The sequence below is a fragment of the Aliiroseovarius sp. S1123 genome, from assembly GCF_023015885.1.
Lineage (GTDB): Bacteria > Pseudomonadota > Alphaproteobacteria > Rhodobacterales > Rhodobacteraceae > Aliiroseovarius.
In genome coordinates this window covers 1-16,154 of the sequence record NZ_JALKBE010000003.1, presented here as the reverse complement: position 1 = coordinate 16,154, position 16,154 = coordinate 1, and the positions used below count along the sequence as shown (strand labels likewise).

Genomic DNA, 16,154 nt, shown 5'->3' with positions numbered 1-16,154 from the left:
AACGATTACGAACAGGACGACCTGATATGCTGGACACTGTTAAGACCGAAGAGACCCTGCTTGAGGTCAACAATATCGAGGTCATCTACAATCACGTGATCCTCGTGCTGAAAGGCGTAAGCCTGTCTGTTCCCAAGGGCGGCATCACTGCGCTTCTTGGTGGTAACGGTGCAGGGAAAACGACGACCCTTAAGGCCATTTCGAACCTGCTTCAGGCAGAGCGCGGCGAAGTGACCAAGGGCACGATTGACCACATGGGCGAAAACATCGCCGAACTGAACCCGGCCGCTCTGGTGAAACGCGGTGTTATTCAGGTGATGGAAGGCCGTCACTGCTTTGAACACCTCACCGTGGAAGAGAACCTGCTGACCGGTGCCTACACCCGCACAGATGGCCGCGCCGCAGTCGCGAAAGACCTGGAAATGGTCTATGAGTACTTCCCACGCCTGGCCGAGCGTCGCAAATCGCAGGCTGGCTATACCTCGGGTGGTGAGCAGCAGATGGTCGCCATGGGTCGGGCAATGATGTCGCGCCCCGAGATGATCCTGCTGGACGAACCCTCGATGGGTCTGGCTCCGCAGCTGGTGGAACAGATCTTCCAGATCGTGAAGCGTCTGAATGAAGAGCAGGGCACCACGTTCCTGTTGGCCGAACAGAACACCAACGTGGCGCTGAAATATTCCCACTATGGTTACATTCTGGAAAATGGCCGCATCGTGATGGACGGCCCCGCTGCCGAACTACGCGAAAACCCGGACGTTAAGGAATTCTACCTGGGTATGTCGGATGAAGGTCGTAAGAGCTTCCGCGACGTGCGCTCGTATCGCCGCCGTAAGCGTTGGCTGGCCTAATCAGGCCCGCCGCCCCCAAGGCGACCCAACTTTATCATGATTTAACGCCGATCCCGGTCGGCGCAGACAGAGGTTCTGCCCATGTCCAACTATTTTGATGCGCTCGAGACCCGTTCGGAAGATGAACGCGCCGCTGGTCTGGCCGCGACCCTGCCCGAGCAGATCGCACGCGCCAAGGCCCTGTCTGGCTATGCCAGCCTTCTGGCGGATGTCGATGCGGCAGGCGTTACCTCGACCGAGGCTCTGGCGAAGCTGCCGGTTCTGCGTAAGTCCGAGATTGGCAAAGCGCAGGCGGCTGACGGCCCTCTGGGCGGGTTCGGTGGTCTGCCGACTCACGAGTTCGCACATATCTTCCAAAGCCCCGGTCCGATCTATGAACCCGGTGGGGTTGGCCATGATTGGTGGCGCATGGGTCGCTTCCTGAACGCATGTGGTATCGGCAAGGGCGATATCGTGCAGAACTGCTTTGGGTATCACCTGACGCCTGCCGGCATGATCTTTGAAAACGGCGCCCGCGCTGTTGGTGCGGCCGTTGTGCCCGCTGGCGTTGGCCAGACTGAGCTTCAGGTCCGTGCTGCTGCCGATATCGGCACCACGGCTTATGCCGGGACGCCCGACTATCTGAAGATCATTCTGGATCGTGCGGATGCAGATGGCGTGCAACTGAAAATCACCAAGGCTGCCGTAGGTGGCGGTGCGTTGTTCCCCAGCCTGCGTCAGGAATACGCTGATCGTGGCATCACCTGCCTGCAAAGCTATGCGACTGCCGACTTGGGCAACATTGCATACGAAAGCAACGCCATGGAAGGCATGATCGTGGATGAAGGCGTGATCGTCGAGATCGTCCGCCCCGGCACTGGCGATCCCGTTGCTCCGGGCGAGGTGGGCGAAGTTGTCGTGACCACGCTGAACCCCGACTATCCGTTGATCCGTTTCGCAACTGGCGATTTGTCCGCTGTACTACCGGGCGTCAGCCCCTGTGGCCGCACCAACATGCGGATCAAGGGCTGGATGGGCCGTGCGGACCAGACAGCCAAGATCAAGGGTATGTTTGTCCGTCCCGAACAGGTCGCCGATTTCGTCGCCAAACACGCCGAGATCGCCAAGGCCCGCGTCATCGCAACGCGTGAAGGCGAGATGGACGCGATGACCGTTCAGGTCGAGGCCAGCGGTGGCGATGCCGATGCCTTTGCCAAGTCTGTGGCGGATACGCTGAAGCTGAAGGGTAAGATCGAACTGGTCGCGCCGGGCAGCCTGCCGAATGACGGTATCGTCATCGACGACCAGCGCGTCTACGACTGAGGCTATTTACAGTTTCCTCCCGGATGGGGCTGGGGCAACCCGGCCCTTTCCGCGTTTGTAATCACAGCTGGAGTCGCGACATTCCAGACCTCAAACACAAAAAAGCCGCCCATTGGGCGGCTTTTTCTGTAACGCTGCTGAAGCGATTAGCCCTGACGGGCTTTGAACCGGCGCTGCGTCTTGTTGATCACGTATACGCGGCCTTTACGGCGCACGACGCGGCAATCGCGGTGACGGTTTTTCAGCGAGCGGAGCGAGTTGCGAACTTTCATGGTCGATCTCCTTCTACGCGGCGCTGCGGTTGCGCCTAGGCTTCAGTTATACCTTCTGACCTTTCGGTCATCTGGCGGTTCATGGTGGGCGATACTGGGATCGAACCAGTGACCCCTTCGATGTCAACGAAGTGCTCTACCGCTGAGCTAATCGCCCGAAATTCTGTGTCGAAACAACCTTTTCAGGCCGATCCAAACGATGAGACGCGGGAAACCCCGCGCCGGTTCGCGTTGCTATAAAAGGAGTCGGGGCTGCGCGCAAGGGCTTTTGGCAAGAGTTTTTTACTTTATAAAGAGGTTAGGAGGCAAAGATGCACGAGCAGACATTTTCGTTGTATCGTCCACGGTTCGAGGACACGAGCGTCGTTTTCGCGTCGCCGCATAGTGGGGCGCACTATGATCAGGTGTTTCTGAACCAAACCATCCTCGACGAACGCAGCATCAGGTCTTCGGAAGATGCCTATGTCGACAGGCTTTATGCCTTTGCGACGGAATGCGGTGCCCCGTTTTTGTGTGCCAATACGCCCCGCGCTTATGTGGATCTGAATCGCGGCGCAGACGAGCTGGACCCAGCGCTGATTTCAGGGCTGCGTCGGTCGACGTTGAACCCACGTATTTCGTCTGGGCTTGGGGTGATTCCCCGTGTCGTTGCTGGCGGTCGTGCGATCTATCGCGGGAAGATGACCCTTGGGGCAGCGCAGAAGCGTCTGGACGCCCATTGGCATCCCTATCACAATGCATTGCGGCAGCTGATGGATACCAACGTGTCACGCTATGGGCAGTCGATCTTGCTGGATTGTCATTCCATGCCGCACGAGGCCCTGGCCAGTATACGCCGCAATGCTTCGGAAATGCCCGAGATCGTTCTGGGCGACAGATTCGGGGCATCAGCAGGGTCCGAGATCGTCGATGCAGTCGAGACCGCGTTTCAGGATGCGGGCTTCCGCACTGCGCGCAACATGCCTTTTGCGGGCGCCTTCATGGTGCAGCATTATGGCCGCCCTCAGGCCGGGCGCCACGTAATCCAGATCGAGATCGACCGCTCGCTTTATATGGACGAGGCGTCGATCACGCCGAACTATCGCTTTACCGAGGTGCAGAGCCGTCTGCGCACGGTCATCGCACGGATTGCGAACATTGGGCGGCAGGACACGGCGTTGGCGGCCGAATAGCCCTCAGCGCAGTCCGCGCCCCTTTTTGATCGCATCTTTCCCGAACCGCGCGCGGATGGTGTCTGTTGCTTTTTCCGCCTGACGTCGCTGCTCGGCGTTGGGGTCCAGCAAGTCTTGCGTCATGTCGGTCTGAGTTGCGGGGCCGATATGGCTGATCCCGACCCCGATCAGGCGAAATGGTCCCTTGTCCAGAACTGTGTCCAGCAACGCCCGGGCGGTGCGATAGATTCGGTCGGCGCTTTGGGTCATGTCGCCCAGATTGCTTTGGCGGCTCAGCGCGCGGAAGTCGGCACGTTTCAGCTTTAGTGTCACAACCTGCCCCGCCATGTCGCGCGCCTTTGCCCGGTCCGAGACATTCTCGGCCAGACGCCACAGGTGGCCGTCCAGCAGGTCGGGGTTGGCGGTGTCTTCGAAAAACGTGGTTTCGTTCGAGATCGACTTGATCGGCGCATTGGCGGTCACGCGCCGCTTGTCCTGACCGCGCGCCAGATGCCATAGACGTTCGCCCATGCCGCCGAAACGGGCCACCAGATCTTCTTTGTCCCACCGCAACAGATCCTCGAACGTGTGGACGCCCGCCTTGTCCAGTTGCGCCTGACTGACGCCCCCCACGCCCCAAATCAGGCCCACGGGTTTGTCGCGCAGGAAACTCATCGTCTCGGCCTTGCCAATCACCGAAAACCCGCGCGGTTTGTCCAGATCGGACGCGACCTTGGCCAGAAACTTGTTGTGGCTGAGGCCGATGGAGCCGGTCAGGCCCAACTCGTCCTCCATCCGGTTGACCAACCGTGCGAGCATCACTGCAGGCGGCACGCCATGCAGCCCGGCGGTTCCGGTCATGTCCAGAAAGGCTTCGTCCAACGACAGGGGCTCGATCGCGGGGGTCAACTCGTCCATCATCGCGCGGATTTGCTTGGACACGGCGGCATAGTGACTGCCGCGCGGGCGGATCACCACCGCGTCCGGGCACAGCTTCAGCGCTTGAAACATTGGCATCGCGGATCGCACGCCGCGAATGCGCGCGACATAGCAGGCCGTGGACACAACGCCACGCTTGCCGCCGCCGATGATCACCGGTTTGTCCGCAAGCGCGGGATTGTCGCGTTTTTCGACCGAGGCATAGAAGGCGTCGCAATCCATATGCGCAATCGACAGATCAAACAGTTCCGGATGCGACAGCACGCGGGGGCTGTTGCAGGACGGGCAGCGACGGCCCGTATCGAACTGGGTCAGGCATTTGCGGCATAAGGACGGCATGGCGCGAAATTAGCGGATGCGGCGGGTGGGGAACAGGCCTAGTCTGAGGCTATGACCCAAGACGACTTCATCGGCGCGAAACTGGTTCTGCTGATCGGCGGGCAGCTTGTGACCATCTTGCGGGATGATCGGCAGGATATCCCCTACCCAAATATGTGGGACATGCCCGGCGGTGGGTCCGAGCCGGGGGAAACACCCGAAGACTGTGTGCTGCGCGAGACGCGTGAGGAGCTTTCTTTGGTGATCGCGCCGGATCAACTGATCTGGAGGCAGCGTTTTGAAAGCCCCCATGTTCCGGGCACCTTTTCGTGGTGGTTCGGCGCGGAAATGCCCAAGGAAGCGGCGGCGCAGGTTGCGCTTGGAAGCGAAGGCCAATGCTGGCGCGTGATGGCCCCTGAAGACTGGTTGTCAGACCCGCAATCTATTGCCCATTTCAAGCCGCGCGTTCAGGCCGGTTTGGACGCGATCTCGCGCATTAACAGTTGAAATTCGGGCATTTCATCCCCATCTATCAACCAAACGTGGACAGTGAAAGGCCATCTTGATGGATGAAATTATTATCGGCATTGGCGGCGGCAACATTGTTTTGCTTTTGCTGGCCGCATTTCTGATTTTAACAGTTCTTCGGGGCGTAAAGATCGTCCCGCAAAGTGAAAAATATGTGGTCGAGCGTTTCGGCCGTTTGCAGTCGGTCCTTGGGCCGGGCATCAACTTTATCGTGCCGTTTCTGGATCGCGTGCGCCACAAGGTGTCGATCCTCGAACGCCAGCTTCCGACCGCCAGTCAAGATGCGATCACGTCGGACAACGTGTTGGTGCAGGTGGAAACCAGTGTGTTCTACCGCATTCTTGAGCCGGAAAAGACAGTGTATCGAATCCGCGACGTGGACGCCGCAATTGCGACGACTGTTGCTGGTATCGTGCGTGCCGGCATCGGCGAGATGGAGCTGGACGAAGTTCAGTCCAACCGTCAGCAGCTGATCTCGCAGATCAAGCAGCAGGTCGCCGATGCCGTGGATGACTGGGGTATCGAAGTGACCCGTGCCGAGATCTTGGACGTGAACCTAGATGCGGCAACCCGCGAAGCGATGTTGCAGCAGCTGAACGCCGAACGCGCCCGTCGTGCGCAAGTGACCGAAGCGGAAGGCACCCGTCGCGCGGTCGAGCTTCAGGCCGACGCCGAGCTTTACGCCGCTCAAAAGGCTGCCGAGGCGCGCCGTGTGTCCGCTGACGCCGAAGCCTATGCGACTGAAGTCGTGGCCAAGGCGATCAAAGAAAACGGCATCGAAGCCGCACAGTATCAGGTTGCCCTGAAGCAGGTCGAAGCTTTGACCGCTGTGGGTGCAGGTGAAGGCAAGCAAACCATTATCCTGCCCGCCCACGCGCTGGATGCCTTTGGCGATGCCTTCAAATTGTTGAAAGGAAAAGCGTGATGCTTTGGTCCGTCTGGTGGGCGTGGATCGGTGGGGCGATCGCGCTAGTCATCCTCGAAATCCTCGCGCCGGGCTATATCTTCCTTGGCTTCGCGATTGGCGCAACGGCGGTTGGGGTGCTTTTGGCGCTCGGCGCAAGTCTTAGCCTGCCAATCCTGCTGGTGATCTTCGGCGCAGTGTCGCTTGCGTCTTGGCTGGTCCTTCGCATGGCCTTCGGGGTGCGTAAGGGGCAGACCAAGAAATGGGACACTGACATCAACGAGCTGTAAGGCCCGACCACTTTCGAAACGAAAACACCCCGCTCTGATCCGAGCGGGGTGTTTTGCTTTTAGATTGCTGCCAGTTCCGCCAGCACCGCTTGTGCTGCGGCGCGGGGGTCGGGGGCGTTTCGGATCGGGCGGCCCACCACGATGTGATCGGCCCCGTCCTTGATGGCTTGCGCAGGTGTGGCCACGCGTTTCTGGTCGCCCAACGCGGCGCCTGCCGGGCGTACGCCGGGGGTCACGATCAGTTTGCCTTTTGCCTCGGGCAGGGCGCGGATCAGCGCGGCCTCTTGCGGCGAGGCGATGACGCCGTCAGCACCCGCCTCCATCGCGCGTGCGGCGCGTTCCAGCACCAGATCCTGCACGTTACCGGGCTTGATCAGGCCCGCATCCAGATCCGAACGATCCAGCGAGGTCAAAATGGTCACGGCCAGGATCTTCATATCCTTGCCACCTTTGCCTTCTGCCGCCGCGCGCACCACATGCGGGTCGCCGTGGACGGTCAGGAAATCCAGATCGAACTGGGCCAGACCACGCACAGCGGCCTCGACCGTGTTGCCGATGTCGAACAGTTTCATGTCCAGAAAGATCTTCTTGCCGAACTCGTCTTTAAGTTCGTTCGCCAAGGCCAGCCCGCCGCCGGTCAGCATCCCCAGCCCGATCTTGTAGAAATTCACGGCGTCGCCAAGTGTTTCGGCCAGTTTCAACCCTGCCAGCGCGTTAGGCACATCGAGGGCTACAATCAAACGATCATCGGTCATGTCTGGGGTCTCCGTTCCGGTTCGCGAGTTCCTACGCCCATGCGACGAAAAACGCAAATCTGTAGCGCTTGGTTGCCTTGAATATCCCCCCGAAAACCCCAAATTAATCCCGAGGCCCAATAAGATGTGCTGCAAGAGCGGGCATCTGCGAATAGGGCGCTTGAAAAGGAGAGTGACATGGATTTGTCGAAGTTCACTGAACGGTCACGCGGCTTCATTCAGGCTGCACAGACCATCGCCATGCGCGAAAACCACCAGAGACTGGTTCCCGAACATTTGCTGAAAGCCCTCATGGATGATGAAGAGGGTATGAGCGCCAACCTGATCACCAAAGCAGGCGGCGCGCCGGATCGCGTGCGCGCGGCTGTTGACGCGGCCATGGGCAAGCTGTCCAAAGTGACGGGCGATGGCGCTCAGGTCTATATGGATAACAAGACGGCCAGCGTGATTGATGAGGCGCAGAAGCTGGCCAAAAAGGCTGGCGACAGCTTTGTGCCCGTGGAACGCCTGCTGACGGCTTTGGCCGTGGTGAAATCAGGTGCGCGCGAAGCGCTGGACGCGGGCGCTGTGGATGCCATGAAGCTGAACGCGGCGATCAATCAGATCCGTCAGGGGCGCACGGCCGATAGTGCCAGCGCCGAAGATAGCTATGAAGCGCTGTCGAAATACGCACGCGATCTGACTGTTGCTGCGGCAGAGGGCAAGATTGACCCGATCATTGGACGTGACGAAGAAATTCGCCGCACGATGCAGGTTCTGTCGCGTCGTACCAAAAACAACCCGGTTCTGATCGGTGAGCCCGGCGTGGGTAAGACCGCGATTGCGGAAGGCTTGGCCCTGCGCATCATCAACGGCGACGTGCCTGAAAGCCTGCGCAACAAAAAGCTGATGGCTTTGGACATGGGGGCTTTGATCGCTGGCGCGAAATATCGTGGCGAGTTCGAAGAGCGTCTGAAGGCGGTTCTGAACGAAGTCACCGACGCGGCTGGAGAGATCATCCTGTTCATCGACGAAATGCACACGCTTGTGGGTGCCGGGAAGTCGGATGGCGCGATGGACGCGGCTAACCTGATCAAACCTGCGCTGGCCCGTGGCGAGCTGCACTGCGTCGGTGCCACCACGCTGGATGAGTACCGCAAGTATGTGGAAAAAGACGCGGCACTGGCCCGTCGCTTCCAGCCGGTGATGGTCGAAGAGCCGACGGTGGAAGACACAATCTCGATCCTGCGAGGCATCAAGGAGAAGTACGAGCTGCACCACGGGGTGCGGATCTCGGACAGCGCTTTGGTGGCCGCGTCGACCTTGTCGCATCGCTATATCACCGACCGTTTCCTGCCGGACAAGGCCATCGACCTTGTGGACGAAGCGGCCAGCCGTCTGCGGATGGAAGTCGATTCGAAACCCGAGGAGCTGGACGCGCTCGACCGTCAGATCCTGCAAATGCAGATCGAGGCTGAAGCGCTGCGCGTGGAAGATGACAAAGCGTCGAAAGACCGGCTTGAAAAGCTCGAAGCCGAGCTGTCGGACCTGAACGAGAAATCGGCAAGCCTGACCGCCAAGTGGCAGTCGGAACGTGATAAGCTGGAAGGCGCGCGCGAGCTGAAGGAACAGCTGGACCGCGCCCGTGCTGAACTGGATGTTGCCAAGCGTGAAGGCAATCTGGCGAAAGCTGGCGAGCTGTCTTACGGCGTTATTCCGGGTCTGGAAAAGAAGCTGGAAGAAGCTGAAGGCGCTGAGGCCGAGATGATGGTCGAGGAAGCCGTGCGTCCCGAGCAGATCGCATCCGTGGTCGAACGCTGGACAGGCATTCCAACCTCGAAAATGCTGGAAGGCGAACGCGAGAAGCTTCTGCGTATGGAAGAAGAGCTTGGGCGTCGTGTGATTGGTCAAACGTCGGCTGTGACCGCTCTGTCCAACGCTGTGCGCCGCGCGCGTGCCGGTCTGAATGACGAGAACCGCCCGCTGGGCAGCTTCCTGTTCCTCGGCCCGACCGGCGTGGGTAAGACCGAGCTGACCAAGGCCGTGGCAGACTTCCTGTTCGACGATGACAGCGCGATGGTACGCGTTGATATGTCCGAGTTCATGGAGAAACACGCGGTCGCCCGTCTGATCGGCGCGCCTCCGGGCTATGTCGGTTATGACGAAGGCGGTGTGCTGACCGAAGCCGTGCGGCGTCGGCCCTATCAGGTCGTGCTGTTCGACGAGGTCGAGAAAGCGCACCCGGACGTGTTCAACGTGCTTCTGCAGGTCTTGGACGACGGGGTCCTGACCGACGGGCAGGGGCGGACCGTGGACTTCAAGCAGACGCTGATCATCCTGACGTCGAACCTTGGCGCGCAGGCGCTAAGTCAGCTGCCGGATGGGGCCGATGCCTCGGACGCGAAGCGGGATGTGATGGACGCGGTGCGGGCGCATTTCCGCCCCGAGTTCCTGAACCGTCTGGACGAGACGATCATTTTCGATCGCCTGAGCCGTGAGGATATGGATGGCATCGTCGATATCCAGCTGGGCCGCCTGACCAAACGTCTGGGCCGCCGCAATATCGCGCTGGATCTGGATGCGGCTGCGAAAAAGTGGTTGGCGGACGAGGGCTATGACCCTGTCTTTGGTGCCCGCCCCTTGAAGCGCGTCATCCAACGCGCGTTGCAGAACCAGTTGGCCGAGATGTTGCTGGCTGGCGACGTGATGGACGGCGACACGATCACCGTCAGCGCCGGCGCCGACGGGCTGTTGGTCGGGGATCGGGTGTCCAGCTCGAACCGGCAACCGCCCGAGGACGCGGTGGTTCATTAACCCAAAAACAGAAAGAGCCCGCTTTCCGGCGGGCTCTTTTTTGTAGGAAGATGTGTGTCCAAGGTGACCAGTGTTCCGGCACAAGGTTCAGCATAAACCATACATTTGTTGTTCGATCATGTGGGCTAGCTATCTACTAAACTTGGACGATCTCAGCAGGAAAAAGTGCCCGCAAATCATCTCGAACCTTGGTGAGTGTTTCCCCCAGAAGGTTTTGGCCTGGCCAAAGTGCCTCTGGAGTCACATCGGCGACGGAAGCTTCGAGGCCGATACCCCAAATGGTATCAACAGGACTGGCTTCGACGAGCTTGCGTTCACCCGTTTGGAACAGCTTTCGTCGAAGCCCTTTGTTCTGTCGGAATTTCTCTAGATTAATTCGATACGCTATATCGCACTTGTTTGCGTCCCAAACGGAATCGCTGAAATTCCGAACGCGTCGCCCCAATGCTTTTTGTCGTCCGGGGTCAGCAGCCTCTAGGATCAGTTCTGCAGTTTCCGCGTCTTTAAATAGGACGGCCTTAAAGTACATCATAGCTTGTTCAGCTGTAACGAATTGGCAACCGTCCAACTCAAATTCGGAACGCTGCCACTGGCTAAAAGGTCCAGACCAGTAGAAATGAAACTTGCCGTTTGTTGAATCCATACTGAGATACTTAGAGCTTCTACAAATAATTCACTAGTGTGTATGTCTTATCGGAAAGCTAGATTGAATCGGGTTTGTTTCGACGAGCAACGATCTGGGTGTCCTTAAAAGCTTGCCCCCAAAGAAATCCGCTCTGCTATTGTATAACACGCGCGGGGGGAGTTAGCTGGAAGGGTACAGTTTTGCATACGCGACATGGCAATGCCGTCGCTAAACGGCAAACGGAAATAGCTGTCGCACATGCTATGACAGATAGCAGCGACTTGCAGAAAAGGAGCAAGACTATGAAGATTCTGACAACGGTGGCAGCGACTGTTCTGATGGCATCCCAGGCCTTCGCTGGATCTTATGAAGTAAGATGCCAGACCAGCTCTGTCCCCTACGAGGAAACTGTCAAAGGGGGAGAGCCTGAAAAAGTCATCGGTGGCGCGATTATTGGTGGCGTGATTGGTAAAGTCGTCACAGATGATGCCGGTGGCGCGGCCGCTGGCGCGATCATCGGCGGGGCAATCGGCCATAACAACAGCCAGCAGACGGTCACCAAATACAAAGAGGTCGAGACCTGCCGGAATGTTTTCATCCCTGAGAAAATCACAGATGCAGACGTTATTACGCAGGCCGTCGTTGACCTGAATAGCGGTCGCACCGTCAGCAAAGAAATGACCATGGACGTGCAGTATACGGTTGGCGTTGCTTATGACGGAAAATGGGGCCCGATGTCCCGGCGTGCTGCTGCTGAATATCTGGGCAACCTGACGCCCATCGCGCAGCCTGCAGAAGATCTGTATTCGCTGGTTGTGAACGATGTTGTCATTGTCAGCTCAGCCGACGCAAATTCGATCGACGAAATCTCGAAGGCTCTGCTTCAAGCGGGTGTTGAATCGCAGATTTTCGTCAATCTGCAGTGATCCGACAAAACTCCGAACACGGTTCCCAACAAATTGCGCCCGCCGACTTTCATCGGCGGGCGCTTTCTTGTGTGAGTGGTGGGGTGGGGTAATTAGGTTTCGTTGGGGATCAGGCCGGCCTCTTGCGCGGCGGCCAGTTCCTCGGCGTCCAGCACGCCATCATCATTGGTGTCGGCCTCCGAGAACGCCTCGGCGGTGACGTCCGGATACATGGCAACGGTTTCTTCGATCGTCACCATACCGTCCTCGTTCGCATCCAAGCCTTCCGCGAAGGCGGCGGTGGCGGCGGTCAGGGCGATGGCGCTGGTCAGAGTTGCGAGTTTCATATGTAGCTCCGTGAGTTTTGGAATTCTGTCTGCGTCTGAATGAACGCAGGGGCAGAGAAGCACGGGGGACCGGGCGGCACAGTGGCCATCGCTGAAATGGGCTGCAATCAGCAGAGCACCGCGAGTTTAGCGTCTACCCATAGGCGAGGAATGGGTCATGCAAGGGGGCCGGGCCGGGGGCGGCGAAGCTTCTCCGACGTGGGGCGCGTATTTCGGCGGGGCTTTGCCCAGAAAACCCGACATGAGTGGCTCGGCGGATTTTGTCTGCCCCCCGAATCCCCCCACATAAATGTCAGCGCCCGTGACTTTCCCTTCCGGGCATCTGCGCTACACTCGGCCCGAAACGGAGGGAATGGTATGCAGTCGATGTTCTGGGCAATCGAGCTTCTGGCTCAGGTGTTGATCTTTGCGGTTGGGGTCATCCTCGTCGCGATCGCGATACTTTATATAATAGACCGTCTGCAGACCCACGATGCGGTGCGCCGGAACTATCCGGTGATCGGGCGTTTTCGTGCGCTGTTCTCGTCGCTGGGCGAGTTCTTTCGGCAGTATTTCTTCGCGATGGATCGGGAAGAGCTGCCGTTCAACCGGGCACAGCGTCATTGGGTCGAACATACGGCGGCGGGGCACGGCAACACCTTGGCGTTTGGGTCGACGCGAAACCTAAGCGTGGTTGGCACTCCGATCTTTGTGAATGCGGCCTTCCCCCCGCTGGACAATCAATTTGCCCAAACGGCCCCGATGATCATCGGCCCGCATGCGCGGTCTCCGTTTGAGGCGAAGTCGATCTTCAACCTGTCCGGCATGAGCTATGGTGCCTTGTCCCGCCCGGCGGTCGAGGCGCTGTCGATTGGCTCGGCCAAGGCTGGCGTCTGGATGAACACTGGGGAAGGGGGCTTGTCGCCCTATCACCTGACCGGTGGCGGAGATATCGTGTTCCAGATCGGCACCGCAAAATATGGGGTGCGTGATCATGACGGGAACCTGTCCGACGACAAGCTGCGCGAGGCTGCGGCCCATCCTGAAGTGAAGATGTTCGAGTTGAAGCTGGCGCAGGGGGCGAAGCCCGGTAAGGGGGGGATTCTGCCCGCCGAAAAGGTGTCCGCCGAGATTGCCAAGATCCGGGGGATCCGCGAGGGCGAGGCCTCGATCTCGCCAAACCGTCACCCCGAGGTCGACGATTGGGACGATCTGCTGGATATGCTGACACATATAAGAGAGGTCACTGGAAAACCCGTGGGCTTCAAAACCGTGATCGGCGCGATCGAACCGTTTGAAGAGTTGTTTGATCGGATCGTCGCGCGCGGGGCCGATGCCGCCCCCGATTTTATCACCATTGATGGTGGGGAGGGGGGCACCGGTGCCGCGCCCATGCCCTTGATGGATCTGGTTGGCATGCCAATCCGCGAGGCCTTGCCACAGATCGTGGACCTGCGCGATGCGCGGGGGCTGCATGATCGCATCCGTATCATCGCTTCGGGCAAGCTGGTAAATCCCGGCGATGTAGCGTGGGCGATCTGCGCGGGGGCGGACTTTGTGGTGTCAGCGCGCGGCTTCATGTTCTCGCTGGGCTGCATTCAGGCGCTGAAGTGTAACAAGAACACCTGCCCGACCGGCATCACCACCCACGATCCCCGGTTCCAGAAGGGTCTGGTGCCTGAAGACAAATGCGTGAAGGTCGCGCGTTACGCCAAAGGCATCGTGAAAGAGGTCGAAACCATCGCCCATTCCGTCGGCGTGGCCGAACCACGCCAGATGCGCCGCCGTCATGTGCGGCTGGTGCAGGACAGTGGGCGCTCGGTCCCGATGAACGAGATTTATCCCTCGGTCCAGCTGCCTGCGGAATGAATTGTTACAATCCTCTGGCGCGGACGTGAGCCATTGTGCTTTGGCTTTGCGGGCGAGGCGTCTTAGATCAGAATAAGATCAAAAGACGAGGTGCCCGAAATGGCCTATAAGAATGTGCTGAAATACTCGGACGTGACGCCCAAGGCGGACTACATGAATCGCCGCCAGTTGATGGGCGGTGCTGCCGGGTTGTTCGCAGGGATGGCGATGGGCCCGGCGCTGGGCGCTTCGAAGTACTCGACCGACGCGACGCCGAACACGTTCGAGGAGATCTCGAGCTACAATAACTTCTACGAGTTCGGCACCGGCAAGGACGATCCCGCCCGCTACGCCCATCAGCTGACAATCGATCCGTGGTCGGTGCAGATCGACGGGATGGTCGACAAGCCCGGCAGCTATGGGCTGGAAGACATTCTGGCGAAGGTCAGCCAAGAGGAACGCATTTATCGTTTCCGCTGTGTTGAAGCCTGGTCGATGGTCATCCCGTGGTACGGGTTTGAACTGAACCAGCTCTTGGACCTGGCAGGCGTGCAGTCGGGCGCGAAATATGTGGCGTTTGAAACGCTCGTCCGGAAAGAGGAAATGCCGGGTATCCGCACCGTCAATGTCGACTGGCCCTATCGCGAAGGTCTGCGTCTGGACGAAGCCATGCACCCGCTGACCATCATGGCCACCGGCATCTACGACAAACCCATGCCGAAACAAAACGGCGCGCCGCTGCGTCTGGTGGTGCCGTGGAAATATGGCTTCAAATCGATCAAGTCGATCGTGCGTGTCACTCTGACCGACAAGCAGCCCCTAACCTCGTGGAACATGCTGCAACCGCGCGAATACGGCTTCTATTCCAATGTGAACCCTGAAGTCAGCCACCCCCGCTGGTCGCAGGCCACCGAACGCACCATTGGCGGCGGGCTGTTTGCCAAGCGCAAAGAGACGCTGATGTTCAATGGATATGAGAATGAGGTCGCCGGGCTGTATGCCGGAATGGACCTGGCGAAGAACTTCTGATGCAGATCGAGAGCATCTCTGAGCTGACCTGTCCTTCTTGTGGACATAAATCGCGCGAGGAAATGCCCACCGACGCCTGCATGTTCTTTTACGAATGCAAAGGCTGCCACCAAGTCCTGCGCCCGAAACCCGGTGATTGCTGCGTGTTCTGTTCCTATGGGACTGTCGCGTGCCCGCCCATCCAAAACGGAGAAAGCTGTTGTTCGTGAAACTTGCTGACCATCTAAATCATGGACTGCGCAAAGTTCCGGTCTGGCTTGTCTATACGCTCGGCGCGACGCTTCCGTTTTGGTATCTCTATCTGGGACTGACCGGGGGGTTGGGCGTCGAGCCGATCAAAGCGCTGGAACACGAGCTGGGAGAGCTGGGGCTGCAAGCGCTGATCCTTGGTTTGGCGGTTACCCCGTTGCGCGCCATTACGGGGGTGAACCTGATCCGGCTGCGTCGCGCGATCGGCGTGCTGACCTTCTTCTATGTCGCGGCGCATCTGCTGGTCTGGCTGGTGCTGGATGTGCAGATCCTGTCTGAGATCTGGAAGGACATCCTGAAGCGTCCCTATATTACGGTTGGCATGGCGGCGTTCATTCTGATGACACCCCTTGCGATCACCTCGAACAACTGGTCCGTCCGCAAACTGGGTCCGCGGTGGCGCAAGCTGCACAAGCTGATCTATCCGACTGCGGCGCTGGGCGGCATCCACTATATAATGGTCGGAAAGACGTGGGAGGCTGAATCGCTCATATATATGGCTGTGATTCTGGCGCTGCTGGGGTGGCGGGTACACGACTCGCGGAAAAAACAGCGGTCGCGGGCGATTCACCGGGGGAAATCGGCGAAGCCAGCCTAGAATCTGCCCGTAATCTGGAAATGACTCGGAAAAATGCCCGGCGATTCACCTGAATCGGCCGGGCATTTTCGTTGAATCGGCCTGTTCGGACATTCGAGTCTGTGGATAACTGGCAGTGCGGCTGAAAACTTGCATTTTAGACGCAAACATTATTGCGCAAAAATGGGTTTTCTCTTGCCATAGATTGCGCAACATACCGTTTTTAAAGAAAAAATCAGGGTTTTCGAAAAAAATGCAGATTTCTTGAAAAAAGCGCTTGCGGCTGTCGGTCAGTAACCTTAGAACCCACTTCACCGGCGGCGCTGAGGCGCACAACGGGACGCCAGACGGCGCGGACGACAGGGTCGAGAGACACAGGAAGAAGCAAAGTTTGGTTATAATACAGAGGCTTATCGGCGGGACGCGCTAAAGGAAACGGCGGCGTATCTGGTTGGTTTTTGTCTCTGGGTTCTGGTTTTACTAGGATCCACG

At 58.7% G+C, this 16,154-nt stretch carries 18 protein-coding genes and 1 tRNA gene; 12 read left to right on the top strand and 7 right to left on the bottom strand.

Annotated features, from left to right (window positions below):
- Positions 1–26 precede the first annotated feature (26 nt).
- Both MWU53_RS06900 and MWU53_RS06895 read left to right on the top strand, forming a co-directional pair.
- A complete protein-coding gene (locus MWU53_RS06900; RefSeq protein ID WP_247091843.1) occupies positions 27–851 on the top strand; it encodes an ABC transporter ATP-binding protein in 825 nt (274 codons plus the stop codon).
- Positions 852–932: 81 nt separating this feature from the next.
- Positions 933–2,153 (top strand): phenylacetate--CoA ligase family protein, encoded by a 1,221-nt coding sequence (locus tag MWU53_RS06895; protein ID WP_247091841.1) that lies wholly within the window; start codon positions 933–935, stop codon positions 2,151–2,153.
- A gap of 146 nt (positions 2,154–2,299) precedes the next feature.
- Here the strand turns inward: MWU53_RS06895 and ykgO are convergent, their stop codons facing one another.
- A complete protein-coding gene (gene ykgO, locus MWU53_RS06890) occupies positions 2,300–2,425 on the bottom strand; it encodes a type B 50S ribosomal protein L36 (RefSeq protein ID WP_005850168.1) in 126 nt (41 codons plus the stop codon).
- 82 nt (positions 2,426–2,507) lie between these two features.
- Positions 2,508–2,582, bottom strand: a tRNA-Val gene (locus tag MWU53_RS06885).
- A gap of 154 nt (positions 2,583–2,736) precedes the next feature.
- On the opposite strand from MWU53_RS06885, the gene MWU53_RS06880 reads away from it, so the two are divergent.
- A complete protein-coding gene (locus MWU53_RS06880) occupies positions 2,737–3,597 on the top strand; it encodes an N-formylglutamate amidohydrolase (protein ID WP_247091838.1) in 861 nt (286 codons plus the stop codon).
- A 3-nt stretch (positions 3,598–3,600) separates the two neighbouring features.
- On the opposite strand, the gene MWU53_RS06875 is transcribed toward MWU53_RS06880, so the two are convergent.
- Positions 3,601–4,854, bottom strand: coding sequence for a DNA polymerase IV (locus tag MWU53_RS06875; RefSeq protein WP_247091836.1), 1,254 nt, complete (start codon positions 4,852–4,854; stop codon positions 3,601–3,603).
- A gap of 51 nt (positions 4,855–4,905) precedes the next feature.
- On the opposite strand from MWU53_RS06875, the gene MWU53_RS06870 reads away from it, so the two are divergent.
- The 3 genes from MWU53_RS06870 to MWU53_RS06860 are packed head-to-tail and all read left to right on the top strand — an operon-like array spanning position 4,906 to position 6,555.
- On the top strand, positions 4,906–5,340 hold the full coding sequence (locus MWU53_RS06870) for an NUDIX hydrolase (protein ID WP_247091834.1): 435 nt from the start codon (positions 4,906–4,908) through the stop codon (positions 5,338–5,340).
- Between the two features lie 58 nt (positions 5,341–5,398).
- The gene (locus MWU53_RS06865) at positions 5,399–6,286 is read left to right on the top strand and encodes an SPFH domain-containing protein (RefSeq protein ID WP_247091832.1); all 888 of its coding nucleotides are present in this window, start codon (positions 5,399–5,401) and stop codon (positions 6,284–6,286) included.
- Entirely contained in the window at positions 6,286–6,555 is a 270-nt protein-coding gene (locus MWU53_RS06860; RefSeq protein WP_247091830.1) for a hypothetical protein, read from the top strand. The genes MWU53_RS06865 and MWU53_RS06860 overlap by 1 nt, the downstream gene beginning before the upstream one ends.
- A gap of 59 nt (positions 6,556–6,614) precedes the next feature.
- Here the strand turns inward: MWU53_RS06860 and pyrF are convergent, their stop codons facing one another.
- Positions 6,615–7,310 carry an orotidine-5'-phosphate decarboxylase gene (gene pyrF / locus MWU53_RS06855; RefSeq protein ID WP_247091828.1) on the bottom strand — a complete coding sequence of 232 codons (696 nt, stop codon included), beginning with the start codon at positions 7,308–7,310 and terminating at the stop codon, positions 6,615–6,617.
- Positions 7,311–7,487: 177 nt separating this feature from the next.
- On the opposite strand from pyrF, the gene clpB reads away from it, so the two are divergent.
- Complete coding sequence (clpB, locus tag MWU53_RS06850) at positions 7,488–10,103, top strand: ATP-dependent chaperone ClpB (protein WP_247091826.1); 2,616 nt, start codon at positions 7,488–7,490, stop codon at positions 10,101–10,103.
- 136 nt (positions 10,104–10,239) lie between these two features.
- Here the strand turns inward: clpB and MWU53_RS06845 are convergent, their stop codons facing one another.
- On the bottom strand, positions 10,240–10,746 hold the full coding sequence (locus tag MWU53_RS06845) for an NADAR family protein (protein WP_247091824.1): 507 nt from the start codon (positions 10,744–10,746) through the stop codon (positions 10,240–10,242).
- Between the two features lie 284 nt (positions 10,747–11,030).
- On the opposite strand from MWU53_RS06845, the gene MWU53_RS06840 reads away from it, so the two are divergent.
- Entirely contained in the window at positions 11,031–11,654 is a 624-nt protein-coding gene (locus MWU53_RS06840; protein ID WP_247091822.1) for a hypothetical protein, read from the top strand.
- 92 nt (positions 11,655–11,746) lie between these two features.
- On the opposite strand, the gene MWU53_RS06835 is transcribed toward MWU53_RS06840, so the two are convergent.
- The gene (locus MWU53_RS06835) at positions 11,747–11,980 is read right to left on the bottom strand and encodes a hypothetical protein (protein WP_247091820.1); all 234 of its coding nucleotides are present in this window, start codon (positions 11,978–11,980) and stop codon (positions 11,747–11,749) included.
- Between the two features lie 357 nt (positions 11,981–12,337).
- Here MWU53_RS06835 and MWU53_RS06830 point away from each other — a divergent pair, with 357 nt between their 5' ends.
- From MWU53_RS06830 to msrQ, 4 genes are all read left to right on the top strand, one after another.
- Entirely contained in the window at positions 12,338–13,828 is a 1,491-nt protein-coding gene (locus MWU53_RS06830) for an FMN-binding glutamate synthase family protein (RefSeq protein WP_247091818.1), read from the top strand.
- Positions 13,829–13,927: 99 nt separating this feature from the next.
- On the top strand, positions 13,928–14,836 hold the full coding sequence (gene msrP, locus MWU53_RS06825; RefSeq protein WP_247091816.1) for a protein-methionine-sulfoxide reductase catalytic subunit MsrP: 909 nt from the start codon (positions 13,928–13,930) through the stop codon (positions 14,834–14,836).
- Complete coding sequence (locus MWU53_RS06820; RefSeq protein WP_247091814.1) at positions 14,836–15,045, top strand: GDCCVxC domain-containing (seleno)protein; 210 nt, start codon at positions 14,836–14,838, stop codon at positions 15,043–15,045. The genes msrP and MWU53_RS06820 overlap by 1 nt, the downstream gene beginning before the upstream one ends.
- The gene (msrQ, locus tag MWU53_RS06815) at positions 15,036–15,683 is read left to right on the top strand and encodes a protein-methionine-sulfoxide reductase heme-binding subunit MsrQ (protein ID WP_247091812.1); all 648 of its coding nucleotides are present in this window, start codon (positions 15,036–15,038) and stop codon (positions 15,681–15,683) included. The genes MWU53_RS06820 and msrQ overlap by 10 nt, the downstream gene beginning before the upstream one ends.
- A gap of 214 nt (positions 15,684–15,897) precedes the next feature.
- Here msrQ and MWU53_RS06810 read toward each other — a convergent pair.
- Positions 15,898–16,154, bottom strand: a 257-nt coding sequence (locus MWU53_RS06810; RefSeq protein WP_247091810.1) for a hypothetical protein, incomplete at its 5' end; no start/stop codon positions are given.